Source organism: Paenibacillus popilliae ATCC 14706 (assembly GCF_000315235.1).
GTDB classification, from domain to species: domain Bacteria; phylum Bacillota; class Bacilli; order Paenibacillales; family Paenibacillaceae; genus Paenibacillus_B; species Paenibacillus_B popilliae.
In genome coordinates this window covers 1-16,831 of the sequence record NZ_BALG01000186.1, presented here as the reverse complement: position 1 = coordinate 16,831, position 16,831 = coordinate 1, and the positions used below count along the sequence as shown (strand labels likewise).

Below are 16,831 nucleotides of genomic sequence, written 5' to 3'. Positions count from 1 at the left end.
CAGGGATCCAAGCTAGCGCGTCGGAGAATCGTATTCGGAGAATGAATGCGTCGATTCCCGCTAAACCAATGGGCTGTTCATGCATATACATATACTACAATTCCCCTCTCCCAAAAAAAGTTTCCTTAATGAAAATAATTGTTGGCAACTCAATACTTTTGTCCTATACTAATAATAACAAGAGAGAGCGGGGGGAGGGGGGCCGTGAGCAATACGGTTGTCGCTCTGCTCGTGAGATTCGGTCATTAGGAGGAGGATTATAGATGTCAACGACAGAGAGAGCTTTGGCAGAAGCGGATACGGGCAGCCGGCTGCGTCTCTCCCGTATCGAAGTGGAGGGAGTGCTGCGCAGGCGGCTTCTCGATCTTGGATTTGTGCCCGGCAATACGGTGGAGGTGCTGCAGCACAGCCCGCTCGGGGATCCGGTCGCGTTCCGCGTGAACAATACGACTATCGCGCTTCGCAGAGAAGAGAGCACGCGCATATACGGGGAAATAATTGGAGGTGAGGATGAATGAGCGAATATCGAATTGCCCTGGCCGGTAACCCGAATACAGGCAAGAGCACTTTGTTCAATACGTTGACAGGGATGCGTCAGCATACCGGGAACTGGGCAGGCAAGACCGTCATGATGGCGGAAGGAGAATTCGAGCATCAGGGCACATCGTTCTGCATCATCGATCTTCCGGGCACCTATTCCCTCTATTCCAATTCGGCAGATGAGGAAGTCGCCCGGGACTATATTGTTTTTGACAACCCGGACGTAACGGTTGTCGTGCTGGACGCGACCTCGCTGGAGCGGAACTTGAATCTGGCCCTGCAGGTGATGGAGATGACGAACCGTGTCGTCCTCTGCATCAACCTGATTGACGAAGCGAAGCGCCTGGGCGTCCGCATCGATATCGATGCGATCTCCCGCAAGCTGAATGTGCCTGTCGTCGCCATCTCGGCGCGCAACCGGATTGGCATTCCCCAACTGCTCGACAAGATCGAGCAGGTCGCCTCGGGCAAGCTTGTACCTCAGCCGCTACAAATTCAATACAACGATCATATCGAACGCAAGATTGCCGAACTGGAGCCAGCGATACGCGATCTGCTTGGCGACCGCTATCCGGCCCGCTGGTTCGCATTGCGGCTGCTTGATCATGACGAAAATCTGCTTCAGACGATGAAGAAACGGATGAAGGAAGACCAGACGATGACAGTGAAGGAGACGGTACAATATGGCTACACCGCTTGCCACTAATTCCCCCGACTCACTCGATTCGCTCTTGGGGATAGCCAAGGACCTGACGAACGGCAGCGAGCTCCGGGACGATATCGTCGGGGATATTTATAAGACGACGCACAGCATTTGCCGCGAAGCGGTCCGCTACGAAGATAAGAAGAAGCTGGAGAGCACGTACCGGCTGGACAAAATCGTCACCTCTCCGATTTGGGGATTCCCGATTATGCTGGCGATACTTGGCACGGTCTTCTGGATTACGATTGCGGGAGCGAACGTGCCTTCCGCCCTGCTCTTTGACTTGTTCAACACGATAGAAGGCTATTTGACCGCAGGCTTCGAAGCGCTTCATGCGCCGGCGTGGCTGCATGGCGTACTCATTCTCGGTTTCTTCCGCGGCACGGCCTGGGTCACCAGCGTCATGCTGCCGCCGATGGCCATCTTTTTTCCGGTATTCGCCCTGCTAGAGAACTTCGGCTATTTGCCGCGCGTCGCCTTCAACATGGATCGCCTGTTCAAGAAATCGGGCGGGCATGGCAAGCAAGCGCTGACGATGTCAATGGGCTTCGGCTGCAATGCGGCTGCCATTCTGTCAACCCGCATTATTGAATCGCCGCGTGAGCGGATGCTTGCCATCTTGACGAACAGCTTCGTGCCCTGCAACGGACGCTGGCCTACCCTGATTCTGCTGTCCTCCCTTTTCATGGTATCGGCGGGACTCGGAGCCGGAATGCAGACGCTCGTTACGGCCTCGGTCGTCATGGGCATGGTCATGATCGGTATCGTCGTTACGTTCTCCGTCTCGTGGGTCTTGTCCAAGACCGCCCTGCGCGGGGTGCCGACCCACTATACGCTGGAGCTTCCTCCGTACCGGAAGCCGCAGTTCGCGAAGACGGTTCTGCTCGCATCGCGAGACAAGTCGCTCAATGTGTTGACACGTGCCATTATCGTGGCCGCGCCTGCCGGAATCATTACCTGGATCTTGGGCAATATTTTTGTCGGCGGGGACAGTGTGCTTCATCATATGGCCGGCTTTTTCGAGCCGTTCGCCCATGCGATCGGACTGGACGGCTTCATCCTGATGGCCTTCATTCTTGGCCTTCCTGCGAATGAGATCGTGCTTCCGATTCTGCTGATGGGATACTTGTCCACCGGCGCGTTGGTCGATGCGGATGGCATGGACAACATCAAGGACATCTTCCTGAACCATGGCTGGACCTGGCTAACGGCACTCAATATGATGCTGTTCTCCTTGCTCCATTATCCATGCGGCACGACATTGTTCAATATTTACAAAGAGACGAAGAGCGTGAAATGGACGGTCCTCTCCGCTCTCATCCCCCTTGCCATCGCGATTGCCGTCACCTTTTCAACGGCTCAACTGGCACGAGCGTTCGGCTGGGTCTAACAAGAGAACATGCCTGTTGGCAGCACGAGCGGGTACTGGCGGCTCGTGCTGTCAACGTGTCCGTAGCCTATCCTTCGCCGTCATGCGGGGAATCGCTGGCCGGAGCGCTGCCGCCGGCATTCCTCTGCACTATCGCCCTGCCGGCTATGCCGCGCAGCCGTTCGAGCGCCATATTGATCGCAATCGCATCATCAAGGTAACCGATCGGAAATATATAATCCGGGATAATATCGACAGTTAGGATGAAATAAAGCAGAGCGCTGCCGAACACCGCTTTTTCTTCCCACGACACCTTCGGGTTGCAAAAGCAAGTATACATGTTGCGCAACTGCTCAATGAACGGGCCTTCTCCGCTCACCTTGCTCACTTTTTCCTCGAAATCCTGATGAATCAGCCGCGTGCCTTCCTCCGTGCGGGCATACCGCTCGCATTTCATCAGTTCCTGCCGCACCCGTTCGGTGCTGAACTCCGGCTCATATAGCTTCGAATGCCCGAGCACTTGCTGAATCTCATCAACGGAGTCATGCATATCCGTCCTCCCGTTCGGCTCTGACCCGACAGAGTAGCCCGCCGCACGGTACAGCCGCTCGGCCGGTATGGCGAGAACGGACGCGATGCGTTGAATGTATTCCGGCTTGACCGCCTGCTTCCCGCTAGCCATCCGGGAGATGGTCGCCGTATCAATTCCCGTCTGCTCGCTTAATTTGCGCATGGACAGGGAGCGCTCCTTGAGCAACGATTTTAACTGCTGGCCGAATTGCAATACGTTATCCGTCTGATTCATCCTGTCCCCTCCTCTCTATGGCAAGAGCATTGGTGCTATAAAAGTACAACACGATTTTGATGATTTCTTAACAATAGATGATCTCTTAACAATATATGTAGGGGACACGCACAATTCCTCAATAAATCCGTAATCTGTACCCGATCAATTTCTGCATTGCAGGCGTGCCTTCTCGAATATTCGGGTTGGGGCTTCCCTTTTCCTTCCAGACAACTCGCGGCAAGCCGGCTTGTGCTCGGATGCATGGGTTTGGGCGGAGGCTGGAATGATGAGCCGATAACGGAACAGCATCTCGCAGCGGCGCACGCTGCGGTCGAAGCTGCCCTGGAGACGGGCATCCATATGTTCGACCATGCTGACATTTATGCGAGAGGCAAGGCGGAACAAGTATTCGGCCAAGTGCTGAAGGAGCGGCCAGAATGGAGAGAGCGCATCGTGCTGCAATCCAAGTGCGGCATCCGCTTCGCGGACAATGGCATTCCGGGACGCTATGATTTTTCGACAGAGCCTATTTTGCGCAGCGTCGACGGAAGCTTGAAGCGGCTCGGCGTCGAATATCTCGACATTTTACTTTTCCACCGTCCCGATCCGTTGATGGAGCCGGAAGAGGTCGCGGAAGCGATATCGGCATTGAAGTCTGCGGGGAAAGTACGGGCCTTCGGCGTCTCGAACATGAGCGCCGGCCAGATTCGGCTGCTCCAGGCATACAGCAAGGAGCCGTTCATCGTCAACGGGAAGCGATTATCCTCGCCTGGCTAATGCGCCACCCGGCCGGAATCCAACCGGTTATCGGCACGGCCAATCCGGAGCGAATCCGCGCATGCGGCGAAGCGGAGAACATCACGCTGACACGGGAAGAATGGTATTCCCTCTACGTTAGCTCAAGAGGCAGAGCGCTGCCGTAATATACGCCACGCATCATCCCAATCGGTCGGAAGTGAAGTAGGCTGGCGGACCATGGATTTCTTTGGCCTGTCCTATCACATGGAGTGCCAATTCCTGCTTGCCGGTAATGGAGGCATCCCCCGAATCAACGCCAGCACATTCGGTTTACCCAATTCTGGTTTTATTCCATCTCCGACATAGATCTAAATACCTAGGATCGATGTCATTTTTTTCTATCTACCAGACATAATTAGCAACTTTTCGACATTATTCAACACGGAATGGAATGAAATATAGGGAATAGTCCCCTTACCCACCCTGCGAAATCCATGTAATCTTATTAATGTATCGACATCATATGACAAACATCATATGATAAACATTATGTATTCCAATACCGCCCGCAAGAAAGGAGGCTGAGCTAGAATTTTCCTGCATCAAGGATAAACCCGACAATAGTAAAGGAGGCTTACGTTTGAGACTATATTCATTCCGCAAGTTCATATTTTTAATCCTTAGCGCCTTGCTGCTTGCCAGCATGGTGTTGCCGGGAGTATCGGACGCAACCGAAAAAATGGACGGTGCCGCATCCAAAACGGCGCATCAACGGCAGAGCCAAGTCAAGGATCAGCTCGCAACCAAGCTGCAACTCCCTCGCATCTCTGAACAGAACCGATCTGGCGCTACACCGCAAAACTTTGTCCCGCCTGCTGATAGCAGCGATACGATGACCGTGATTGTAGAACTGCAACAGGAACCGGTGAACGTCGCAGAAGCTCAGGCCGCGAGTACACAATCCTTGTTCGCCGACGATGTCGACAGCGATATCCGGCAGGAGCATCACCAATTCCGCAGCGCCCTGAAGCCGCTGCAAGCCTCGATCCGTTACGAGTTCAGTCATGTATTCAATGGATTTTCGGTCCGCATTCCTGCCAACAAGGTTGATGATTTGCTAACGATTCCTGGTGTCAAGGCCGTCTATCCGAACACGGAAATCCAAGCGGCTTCGAACGGGACGAGCGCTGATGGCGACAGCGCCTGGGTGCATAAAAGCGCGTACCCTATCGGAGCGAATGACTTATGGGATAGGGGCTATGAAGGAGCAGGCATCAAGGTCGGGGTGCTTGACACTGGTGTCGATTACCATCACCCGAGCCTGAAGGGCGCCTTGAAAGGCGGGTACGATTTCGTCGATAATGACGATGATCCGATGGAGACGCGACCAGACAAGACGAAGCCCATCGTCGACGGAAAAGCGTATCATACCACCCATGGCACGCATGTCGCGGGAACGATTCTCGGCAGAGGAAATGGCGATCGTCCTGGCGACAGCGGCAAGATCCGTGGAATCGCGCCGCAGGCAGACCTGTATGCTTATCGCGTACTCGGGCCATATGGGGAAGGTAATACGGAAAGGACTTTACGCGCCATTGAGCATGCCGTTTATCAAGATCAGGTAGATGTTCTCAATCTGTCGATCATCGATAATGGCAACTTCCAGTACACAGCGGAATCGGTTGCGCTGGACAATGCGACCAAAGCCGGTGTCGTCGTGGTCGTCGCTGCAGGCAATGCCGGACCGGAGCCGCGCACGCTGTCAACTCTGGGAGGGACCCATGCGGCTATTTCCGTTGCTGCCTCTTCTCCTCCAGTCCTGACCCCGGTGTTTCACGCCGAAGGACTGTCTCAGAAGTTTTTTTCCCGTCACGCTACTTCATCTCCGGTCCTGGCCGTAGATAAGCCGCTTAAAGCGGTCTATGCTGGATTCGGAAAGCCGGATGATTATAAAAACAAAGACGTGGAAGGGAAGCTCGTGGTCGTCTCCCGCGGTGAGATCAGCTTCGGGGACAAATCAAGAAACGCCAAACATGCCGGAGCCGCAGCGCTTATCATTTTCGACAACGAAGCTGGCGATCTGACCCCCGAACTTGGCAAGGGAAACGTCGATGAATTCGTTCCTACTTATGGCATTTCGCAAGCCGCCGGTATTGTCTTGAAAAATTATATTACACCCGGTTGGTTGAAAAAGATTACACCCGGTTGGTTGAAAATGATTACATCGGATGGGGAGAAAACGGTTGTCCGCACCGATGTCGAGGAGCAAGGGCAAGGGATTTGGTCCAACAGCGCACGCGGTCCTGCGTTGCCCGACTATACGATGAAACCCGACATTGCCGCACCGGGCGTTGCCATCATGTCATCCGTGCCAGCCTGGGACGGCAATTACGAACACGCGTATGAAAGCTTCAATGGTACGAGCATGGCTTCGGCGCATATCGCTGGCGCTGCAGCATTGCTGGTGGAGTATTCCCGCAAGAACAACCTTGATCTGACGCCAGATGAAATCAAGACGCTGATGATGAGTCATGCCGTAGCTCTAAAAGATCCCACGGGGAAACGGTATCAGCCGACGGAACAAGGTGCAGGCCGGGTTGATTTGAAGCGCTGCGTAGAAGCTCGGGCGATCGCCTTGGTACAAGAGACAGCGAGTATCACGCGAAAAGATAATCCCGACGCACCGTTCGAATATGAGACGGGCAGCCTCTCGTTTGGAGTTATTTCTCCGGCAAATACGTTTAAGAAAACGGTACGGAAGAAAACGGTACGGCTGAAGGGCCTTTCCAATACTTGTCAGCCCTATTCGGTCTCCATCGATTGGCCTAAAAACGGCGGGAAATTAACGTCGAGTGCGGCAACCGTTAGCCCAGGGCAGACGTTCGACGTGAACTTACAAATCCCGGATCGCTTAAGAGGGAAATACGAAGGTTATGTCATTTTGAAAGGCGACAGTGGCCACGAGATCAGGCTTCCTGTTAGCGCGTTTATCGGCGAGGAATTTGAAGTGGATGCACTCAAGATTAATGTCTGCCCCGATATATTTGCGCCGCACGGTCATCCCGATCATCGTAAGACAAAGTTAAGCATCCAGGTCAATAAAAAAATCACCGCTTTCAAACTAATTGTCCTAAATCCCTATGGTGACAAAATCGGGGATGCTTACGTAAATCCAAGGGAACAGAACCCGGGCATCTTGTCTATCGATTGGGATGGAAGTCTGGTTGGAAACCCTTCCTTCCCACTTACAGACGGTACATATTATCTGGTGCCCGTTGTAAATGGCGAACGTTTGGGTTATCTGCGCACTCCTTTCCTAATCAACAATACGCCTCCTATCGTCAGTGTTGATCAGCCGGAGATTCGGGTAGAACGGCCGCAGGAACACAAAGGAAAAATTACAGGGACTGTCTACGACTCTTCTTTTGACTTTCAGAATTTTCTAAATAAGGATTTCCTTGATCAGAAATATTCGATTCAGGATACCGTTAAGATGAAAGCCGTTAACAAAGATACGCAGGAAGAATATAAGGTCCATATTAGCGCAGACGGTGTCTTCACCATCGACATCCCTTATCTGAAGGACGGACGCAATGAAATCGATATTTATGCATGGGATTCCGTCAAGAACGGATATGAAACCCCGTCCCGGACGATTTCATTCGACTTCGATCCAGATGCTGTCTATGCGCATGTGAGGACAGAGAGCAAACAAGCGCATACAGGCGAAGAGTTCAAAATAGATATCGGCTTCTCTGTTACTGAAGCGGTATACTCGGCGTCATACCGATTGGTTTATGATGCTTCCTTACTGGATGTGTGCGTTGAGCCTAGCGTTCCCTTTGCAACCTATACACAGCAGCAGCATCCTGATGTGAAGTTTGATTTTGCTTCCCAAGCCATCGAGCTTGACGACCAGTTGAAGGCCCTCGAGGTAACAATCAGCATGCCGCCAACTGCGGCGTATTCGGGAGATGGCATATTGGGTACCATCGTATTCTCCAGCAAGGATACCGAAGCCAACAATTTCTGGTTCTGGCTGGATGATTTGAAGCTGGAAAGCATGGAACCTGTAAAACTTGCGTACGGATCACCGGATTGGATTAAGATCGTGGACGTACCAATATCACCGTATCTTGAGCCATATCTCGAACCAAATCCGGAACCTGGCCTAAGTTCAGGCAGATCGTCTTCCAGCCGTTCCTACTCCATTCCGTCGCAGCCAGCCGGGAAGCCATTGAAATGGAGTACTACGGTAACCGGGAAGGATGACAAGAAGCAAGGTCTGCTGCTCGTATCGTCAGCCGCGATCAGTTCGCAGTTGAACGACATGGAGCAGCTGAAGTGAAGCTTGAAATTGCGGATATGATTTGGAACGACGTCAATCTGGCGGATATCCGGCTCGCCCGTTGACTTTATCGCTGAAGACCGCTGACGCACCGGCGCTCGGCTTCGCCGACCAGGCGAAGACTTTACTACCTATGAGATGACCGTTAGGTTCAAAAAAAAGGTCGAGTTAGGGGTTCATTTGTTCCCGTACTCGGCCTTTTGACTTCATTCCAGTCCACTCCGCATCTTTTTCTAATGAGGGCCATGCACGAACCTCCGGGCCTTTTCTCAGCAGAATGTCAAATCCCGTCACCCGATGTGCTTAAGGTGTATAGCTTATTCACCAGTGCCCTCATCTTGAAAGCGAATCCAGGACTAAAAAATCTATATATTTTCTCGACTCTGTTTAATTCCATTTCCTATATAGACCTAAAGACCTTGTTACTCTGTCATATTTTTCAGTTTAATAGACATAATTATTAATTTTTCAATATTATATGATAAAAAATGCGTTGGGAATATAGTGATTAATGCCCTTACGCTCCATACGAATTAAATGTAAGCTTGATTCATATTTCGATATAATATGACAAATATCATTTTATTCCATTCCGCTGCAAGAAAGGAGGCTGAGGCCGACATTTGCCACATCAAAGATAAACCTGACAATCATACAAAGGAGGCTTACGTTTGAGACTGCATTCATTCCGCAATTTCATAGCTTTGATCCTTAGCGCCTTGCTGCTTGCCGGCATGGTGTTTCCGGGAGTATCGAGCGCGACCATACATATGGACGGATCCGCATCCGAGACGGCGTATCAACTACAGAGCCAAGTCAAAGATCAGTTCGCGGGTCAGCCCGCAACTAAGCTGCAACTCCCCTGCTACTCTGAGCTGAACCGACCTGACGCCACAGCGCAAAACTTTGTCCCACCTGCTGATAGCAACGAGATGATTACCGTGATCGTAGAACTGCAACAGGAACCGGTGAAAGTCGTAGAAGCTCAGGCCGCGAACACATCCTCTGTGTTCGCCGACGATGTCGACAGCGATATTCGACAAGAACATCAACAATTCCGCAGCGCCCTGAAGCCGTTGCAAGCCTCGATCCGTTACGAGTTCAGCTATGTATTCAATGGATTTTCGATCCGCATCCCTGCCAACAAGGTTGATGATTTGGTAACGCTCCCTGGTGTTAAGGCCGTCTATCCGAACACAGAAATCGAAGTGGCTTCGCACGAGCCGAGCGCTTATATCGACAGCGATTGGTATCAAAGCGCGTACCCTATCGGAGCGAATGAATTATGGGGTAGGGGCTATGAGGGAGCAGGCATCAAGGTCGGGGTGCTGGACTCTGGCGTCGATTACCATCATCCGAGCTTGAAGGGCGCCTTTAAAGGCGGGTACGATTTCGTCGATAACGACGATGATCCGATGGAGACGCGACCAGACAAGACGAAGCCCAAAATCAATGGAAAAGAGTATCATACCACCCATGGCACGCATGTCGCAGGAATCATTGTTGGCAGAGGAAATAACGAACAGCCTGGCAACAGCGGCAAAGTCCGTGGAGTCGCGCCGCAGGCCGACCTGTATGCTTATCGCGTGCTCGGGCCATATGGGAGCGGAAATGAGGAAAAAACTTTACGCGCCATTGAGCATGCCGTCTATAAAGATAAGGTAGATGTTCTTAATCTGTCGCTCGGTGGCCAGGAAAACTTCCAGTACACCGCGCAATCGGTTGCGCTGGACAATGCGACCAAAGCCGGTGTTGTCGTGGTCGTCGCTGCGGGCAATTCTGGGCCAGATTCGGGCACGCTAGAAACTCCGGCAGGTACCCATGCGGCCATTTCCGTTGCCGCCTCTTATCCTCCGGGCCTGACCCGGGTGTTTGACATCGAGGGACTGAATCAGTTGATTTTCCCGCGTCACGCCACTTCATCTCCGGTTCTGGCCGTAGATCATCCGCTTGAAGCGGTCGATGCCGGATTCGGAACGCCAGATGATTATTATAACAAAGACGTGAAAGGGAAACTCGTGGTCGTCTCTCGCGGCAACATCGACTTCGGGAACAAATCAAGAAACGCGAAACAGGCCGGAGCCGCAGCGCTCATCATTTTCAACAATGAAGCTGGCGATCTGGGCATCGACCTTGGCGATGGGAACATCGATGAATTTGTTCCTACTTATGGTATTTCGCGAGCCGACGGCCTTATCTTGAAAAATTATTTTATATACAATTCAGGGAAAAAGGTTGTCCTCACCGATGTCGAGATGCAAGATATGCTTGCTTCCTTCAGTTCTCGCGGGCCTGCGCTGCCGGACTTTACGATCAAGCCGGACATTGCCGCACCGGGCGTGGCCATCATATCATCCGTGCCGGCCTGGGACGGCAATTACGAACACGCATACAAAAGCAAAGAAGGCACGAGCTTTGCTGCACCGCATATCGCCGGCGCTGCGGCATTGCTGTTGGAGTATTCCAGCAAGAACAACCTTGATCTGACTCCGGATGAAATCAAGGCGCTGATAATGAATCATGCCGTAGATCTGAAGGATCGAATGGGGAACCTGTATAAGCTGACGGAACAAGGTGCAGGCCGGGTTGATTTGAAGCGCAGCGTAGAAGCTCCAGCGATCGCCTTGGTGCAAGAGACAGTGAGCGTTACGCTAAAAGATCATCCGGGCGCACCGTTTGAATATGAAACAGGCAGCCTCTCGTTCGGGGCCATTTCTCCGAATAATAATACGTTCCATAAAACGGTGCGGTTAAAAGGGATTTCCGATATTAGTCAGCAATATTCAGTCTCCTTCGATTGGCCTGCTGACGGTGGAATCGTAACGTCGAGTGCGGCAACCATTAGCCCAGGGCAGACGTTCGACGTGTACTTGCACATCCCATCTCACGTAACAGGGAATTTCGAAGGCCATGTCATTTTGCAAGGCGACGGTGGCCACGAGATCAGGCTCCCTGTAAGCGCATATGTCGGCAAGGAATTTGAAGTGCCCGTATTTGAGTGGCTTGGGGTCAGCACCGATATTTTGGCGCCGAACGGGCATCCCAACCATAATAAGACAACGTTAAGCATCAAGCTCAATAAAAAAATCAACGATTTCAAACTAACTGTCCTGAATCTCAATGGTGAAGAAATCGGGGATGCTTACGTAAATCCGAGGGAACAGAACCCGGGCATATTGTCTATCGATTGGAACGGAAGACTAGATGGGAACCCTTCCACCCCACTAGTTGACGGTTTATATTACCTGGTGCCCGTTGTAAATGGCGAACGTTTGGATCATCTGTACACTCATTTCCTGATCGACAATGCGCCTCCTGAAGTCCAAGTTGTTGAGCCAGAGATTCGAGTAGATGATCCACGGGAACGCAAAGGAAAAATTACAGGGACTGTCTACGACTTAGTTTGGGATTACCATAATTCTATGCCAAGGGATTCCATAAATCAGAAATATTCGATTCAGACTTCCATTAATATGAAAGCCGTCAACAAAGATACGAAGGTAAACTATAAGGTTAATATGAACGAAAACGGTACCTTCACCATCGACATCCCTTATCTGAAGGACGGACGCAATGAAATCGATATTTATGCATGGGATTCCGTCAAGAACGGATATGAGACCCCGTCCCGGACGATTTCATTTGACTTTGATCCAGATGCAGTTTATGTGAATGCGAGGACAGAGAGCAAACAAGCGTATACAGGAGAAGAAGTCAAAGTAGATATCGGCTTCTCTGTTACTGAAGCGGTATACTCGGGGACATACGTATTGCTTTATGATTCTTCAATGGTGGATGTACTACGCGTTGAGCCTAGCGTTACCTTTGTAACCTATACACAGCAGCATCCTGAGGTGAAGCTTGATTTTACTTCCGAGACCATCAAGCTCGACGGGATTCCCGAAGGGTGGGAGGCCCTCGTGGCAACAACCAGCATGCCGCCCTCTGCGGCGTATTCGGGAGATGGCATATTGGGTACCGTCGTATTCTCCGGCAAGAATACCGGAATCTACGAATTCAAGTTGGGTGGATTGGAGTTGGAAAGCAAGGAACCTGTAAAATTTGTGCTCGGGTCGGATTGGATAGAGTTCGTGAACGCACCGGAACCGCCGGAGCCGAAACCAGAGCCAGAACCAGAACCAAAACCGGAGCCGGAACCAAGCTTAGGCGGATCGTCTTCCAGCCGTTCCTACTCCACTCCGTTGCAGCCAGCCGGGAAGTCATTGACAGCGGGTACCTATACGGTAACCGAGAAGGACAGCCAGAAGCAAGGTCTGCTGCTCGTATCATCAGCGGCGATCCGTTCGCAGTTGAACGACAAGGAAGCGGCTGAAGTGAAGCTTGATATCGCAGATATCGACTGGAATGACATCCATCTGGCGGATATCCGGCTCGCCCGCTCGTTGGCAGAAGAGCTTGCTGCTTCGGGCAAAGCGCCGCTGCTGTCCGGGACGGACTTCGAAGTGCTCATCCCTGCCGAGTCGCTCGTTGACTTTATCGGGAAAAATGGGGATCTGACGGTGCGCCTGGCGCTGGCGCCGCTGCCAGAAGACAGCCAAGCGTCCCCACGTAGACAGGTCGCCCCGGAACTGACCGTCCAAGGTGAGAAGGAGACCGTCACCAAGCCGATCCGAGTCGGTCTGAAATGGAGCTCCTCCGCCGTGAAGGATGGCCGAAAAGTAGGCGTCTACGCCAAGGATGCGAAGGAAGCATGGACGTACTACGCGCCCGGCGTCCGCTGGGATAAGGATGGCATCCGCTTCACTACAGTGTCGCTCGGATCCTATACGGCCCAGGAATTATCCAGGACGTTCGATGATATTCGCATGCACTGGTCCAAAGATAAGATAGAGTTCCTAGCCGCTCACCAGTTAGTCGAAGGCAAGGGCCGCCAGAATACGTTTAAGCCGAACGATCAGGTAACCCAAGCGGAATTCGCCTCGCAGCTCGATCGTCTTACCGGTTCCGGCAAGACATGGAAGGATCGGATTGCCGAGCCGGGAGCGCGCGAACCGCTGACGCGCGAGAAGATGGTCGTCATGCTCGTGCAGGCGCTGCAACTGAAGGCCGCTGACGCTCCGGCGCTCGGCTTCGCCGACCAGGCGAAGATCGGAGCAGATGCCCGCGCCGCCGTCGCGGTTGCCGTGAGCCGCGGCTATATGAAAGGCATGGGCGGCAATACGTTCTCTCCCAAGGGAACATCAACTCGTGCCCAAGCAGCCACGGTGCTTGCCCGCGCACTGCTCGATCTCCAATCGGAATCGTAATACCGGCCTGATACAACCATGACACAACCGCTGTCCCTTAGGGACAGCGGTTGTTGCTGCTTGGGTCGGACAGACGAGGATGGCATACGAGACAATCCATTACACATAGGATGACAATAGAACGGATTCTAACTCGTCATCCAGCATCTACAAAGGAGGGTGCATATGCACAGTCATCAGGCCCAGGCCGCTCCGCCGGGTTCACTCTTGTTCGAGCACCGCTTCTGGCTGCAAATATTAGGAGACCATTCCCGCTTCATCTTGGACGCCTTGTCGCCGCGGGAAGAGAAGGACATTCGTCAGGCGGATCAATTGATCCGGCGCTTCGATCAACTCCTGGACAGAGCCCGCCAAGCCTCCACCGAGTCCCACGCCCTTACCATCGCTGCGGATGCGCATGCCGCAACGAAGGAATTGAAAAATTTCAAGCTTGATCTGCTGCGCAGATTGCTGCTCGGCCAGGTTACCGTGCTTCTCCCGCCGACCTTTTTCAACCATATGCTCAATGAACTGCAAGAGTATGTCTATATTCTCGATGCCATTCAGGCCGGCATTCCAGTGCCGTTGTTCGATGCGCTTCATTATGACCTGGTGTGGCTATCGGACGCTTCCGGCCATGCATCGGCAATCGCGTCCAATCTGGATGCAATAGAGAGGCGGCTGATCGAGAAGAGTCGCGAGTTCGAGAAGCATTTCGATGATTATTACAAAAAAGCAGTCGAAATGGTCGGCTACTTGCGAACCCAGCTTCGCCGCTTCCCTGCGATGGAACGGTTCCACCGCGATGTGAACCTGGAAATTAAGCTATTCACGAAATTCCTGCTGGAACTGGAGGAAATGGAGCTAAGCGCGGAGACGCTTGATGTCATCAGTTCGCTGATTCCGGATCATATGGCGCGGGAGGAATGCTACTATCTAATCAAATTAGCCCTGACTGGCGCCGTCCCTTCGCCGGAATGCGATCCAGCCACGCCGCGGGTTCAAGGAATCGAGTAGGAGGAGGCACCTAGCCCCCGACCTCCTCCACCACACGTACGTACCGTTCGGTATACGGCGTGTTCTCCCGATCGATCCCCACTCTAAAGCTACGCCCAGTACTGCCTTCACCGTTCGGCACTTGGATCCTAAAGATAGCGCCCATACCGGGCATACTAAGCCCCCCCAGTTCCTGGAACTGGGGGGGCTTGCAGTGCGTAAGACGCCTATTATTCGGACAACTTCGTCTCCGCACCGCGTGTGGCTTGACTCTGCGCAGCGCCCTCTAGATCGGCTCCAAACTCGGCGCCTTGGCCCTCGACGTCCGGCATTCTGTTCAGCTTCGTCGACTGCACTTGAGCCTTCGTCGCTTGGTCGCGGGTATGTTCTTGGTTGTTCATTCGGCAACTCTCCATTTCGCATATATTCATGTACATCCTTATTATGCGAAAAGGAGCGCCGCTTTATTCATAGATGTTCCGTTATTCTCATGTTCATGCATCCGCGTCGGCTTACGGCAGGGGTGCAGACCATTCCCCTATACTGACTTATTTCAGTTCCCGGCTAATGTAGAAGGTGACTCGCTCCCCCAACTTAATCGCTGCGCCTGGTTCCGGCTCCTGCTTAAATACCTGGCCAGGCGGCTGCTCCTCGCTGTTCTCCTTGAAATACTGCCATCGAAGCCCGGCCGCCTTCACTTGCTCCTCCGCCTGCTCCAGCGTCAGACCAATGAGGCTTGGAACCTGCACTTCTCCTTCGCCTGTCTGTGCCACTTCAGCTGGAGGCCCCGGATCTATCGGCGTTCCCGTGTCTGGCGTCCCTGTTCCCGGCGTGGTCGTCCCTGGATCTGCCGGTCCGGGATGGGTCGGAACCGTACCGGGATCAGTTATGCCCGGCTGCTGCGATTCTTGGCCGACACTGGTGCCGCTGTCGGTATGCGAGCCCGAGGAGCCCCCGTTCGAGCCGGCAGACGCATCCGGCTCAACAACAGAACCGCTATCGCCGCCATCCGGAACGACAGCGCCATGCTCGGTCTGGTCGCCGCTGCCGTCTGGCTGTTCCTCCGCCACGTCCGAGTCGCCTCCTTGCGTCGTTACCGGTTCGGTCACCGCAGCCGTCTCATTGACTTTGGAGAGCGAATTGGCCCAAATGACGGCTCCACCCAGGACAGCGAAAAAGACGCACACGCAGGCAACGATAAGCAGCAGCTTGCTTCCGTTGAAGGAAGCGGCCTCCATGCGTTCGTACTCACCATGATCCTCTTCTTCGGCCAGGTCCTCGTCCAGATCCTCGTCCTCTTCTACACCATCCGGTTCGGATTCTGCGAGAGGACGCCGGGGCGGCCATTCCTCAAGCGGAGTAGCGGCCGTGTAAACGGGCGCTGCCACATCGCGGCTTGCCTGAATTGGCACATCTGGCAGCTCTATAATCTCCCGCAGACCGACCATGAAAGTGAATAGAGACGCGTCTTTCGCGTGCACCTTCTTCATCAGCTTCAGAACCGAATCTCTTTGCACCGAATTCAATTCCTTCAACGCGCCATATAAGCGAGTCTCGACAACATCGAACTGCGAAGGGACATGCGGGTCAAGCGTGCACAACTGATAGAGCAGCCGGTACAAGGCGGTGGTGCCATGCTCCCCTTCCTCCGCCTGGGTCCAATAGTTCATCATCATCAGTTGATTGTCCGCTGTCACCCACACATTATCAATCGTGACCGGGAATCGGCTGACGCCTTCCTCCAGCGCTTCCTGAATGCTGGTCCCCAGCTCGTAAATCATGGACAGCACCTTAGTCGAGCTCAAGGCGTGCCGTTGCACATACTTCACTAAAGGCATGCCGCTGTACGCCATAAAAACAACGTAGAAGTCTTGTCCGGCCATACCCGCATTCAGCATTTGGAAAAACCGGTTATTGGAAAAATGCGATACATTTCCGAATGCGGTGCGGTATTCCTCTGCGCGGCCCGAATTCGTATTTTCGACAACATAAATAAATACGTCGCGTTGCAAGGACATATCGACGGCTTCAAAGAGAATGCCGCCGCCCAAGTGAAAAATGACGGAATTCAACTGATAACGTTCTGCTATGTAAGTGCTCATAC

Annotated in this window: 10 protein-coding genes and 1 pseudogene; 7 read left to right on the top strand and 4 right to left on the bottom strand. The window is 52.9% G+C overall.

What is annotated here, in order from left to right:
- The first annotated feature begins 263 nt into the window (after positions 1-263).
- Genes PPOP_RS12740 through PPOP_RS12730 form a run of 3 tightly spaced genes read left to right on the top strand, consistent with a single transcriptional unit; the run spans position 264 to position 2,633 of the window.
- The gene (locus PPOP_RS12740) at positions 264-518 is read left to right on the top strand and encodes a FeoA family protein (RefSeq protein WP_006286884.1); all 255 of its coding nucleotides are present in this window, start codon (positions 264-266) and stop codon (positions 516-518) included.
- Positions 515-1,246, top strand: coding sequence for a FeoB small GTPase domain-containing protein (locus PPOP_RS12735; RefSeq protein WP_006286883.1), 732 nt, complete (start codon positions 515-517; stop codon positions 1,244-1,246). The genes PPOP_RS12740 and PPOP_RS12735 overlap by 4 nt, the downstream gene beginning before the upstream one ends.
- Positions 1,224-2,633 carry a nucleoside recognition domain-containing protein gene (locus PPOP_RS12730; RefSeq protein WP_006286882.1) on the top strand — a complete coding sequence of 470 codons (1,410 nt, stop codon included), beginning with the start codon at positions 1,224-1,226 and terminating at the stop codon, positions 2,631-2,633. The genes PPOP_RS12735 and PPOP_RS12730 overlap by 23 nt, the downstream gene beginning before the upstream one ends.
- Before the next feature lie 67 nt (positions 2,634-2,700).
- Here PPOP_RS12730 and PPOP_RS12725 read toward each other — a convergent pair whose 3' ends face one another.
- Entirely contained in the window at positions 2,701-3,417 is a 717-nt protein-coding gene (locus PPOP_RS12725; protein ID WP_006286881.1) for a DUF1232 domain-containing protein, read from the bottom strand.
- A gap of 243 nt (positions 3,418-3,660) precedes the next feature.
- Here PPOP_RS12725 and PPOP_RS12720 point away from each other — a divergent pair.
- From PPOP_RS12720 to PPOP_RS12705, 4 genes and pseudogenes are all read left to right on the top strand, one after another.
- Positions 3,661-4,322: pseudogene (locus tag PPOP_RS12720) on the top strand (aldo/keto reductase).
- A 455-nt stretch (positions 4,323-4,777) separates the two neighbouring features.
- Positions 4,778-8,485, top strand: coding sequence for a S8 family serine peptidase (locus PPOP_RS12715; protein ID WP_006286879.1), 3,708 nt, complete (start codon positions 4,778-4,780; stop codon positions 8,483-8,485).
- Between the two features lie 671 nt (positions 8,486-9,156).
- Positions 9,157-13,752 (top strand): S8 family serine peptidase, encoded by a 4,596-nt coding sequence (locus tag PPOP_RS12710; RefSeq protein WP_006286878.1) that lies wholly within the window; start codon positions 9,157-9,159, stop codon positions 13,750-13,752.
- A 165-nt stretch (positions 13,753-13,917) separates the two neighbouring features.
- Positions 13,918-14,748 (top strand): DUF2935 domain-containing protein, encoded by an 831-nt coding sequence (locus tag PPOP_RS12705; RefSeq protein WP_006286877.1) that lies wholly within the window; start codon positions 13,918-13,920, stop codon positions 14,746-14,748.
- 10 nt (positions 14,749-14,758) lie between these two features.
- On the opposite strand, the gene PPOP_RS22800 is transcribed toward PPOP_RS12705, so the two are convergent.
- The 3 genes from PPOP_RS22800 to PPOP_RS12700 all read right to left on the bottom strand — a co-directional run.
- Positions 14,759-14,902 carry a hypothetical protein gene (locus PPOP_RS22800; protein WP_006286876.1) on the bottom strand — a complete coding sequence of 48 codons (144 nt, stop codon included), beginning with the start codon at positions 14,900-14,902 and terminating at the stop codon, positions 14,759-14,761.
- Between the two features lie 55 nt (positions 14,903-14,957).
- Entirely contained in the window at positions 14,958-15,128 is a 171-nt protein-coding gene (locus PPOP_RS23430) for a hypothetical protein (RefSeq protein ID WP_006286875.1), read from the bottom strand.
- Positions 15,129-15,275: 147 nt separating this feature from the next.
- On the bottom strand, positions 15,276-16,831 hold a 1,556-nt coding region (locus PPOP_RS12700; protein WP_006286874.1), incomplete at its 5' end, for a PASTA domain-containing protein.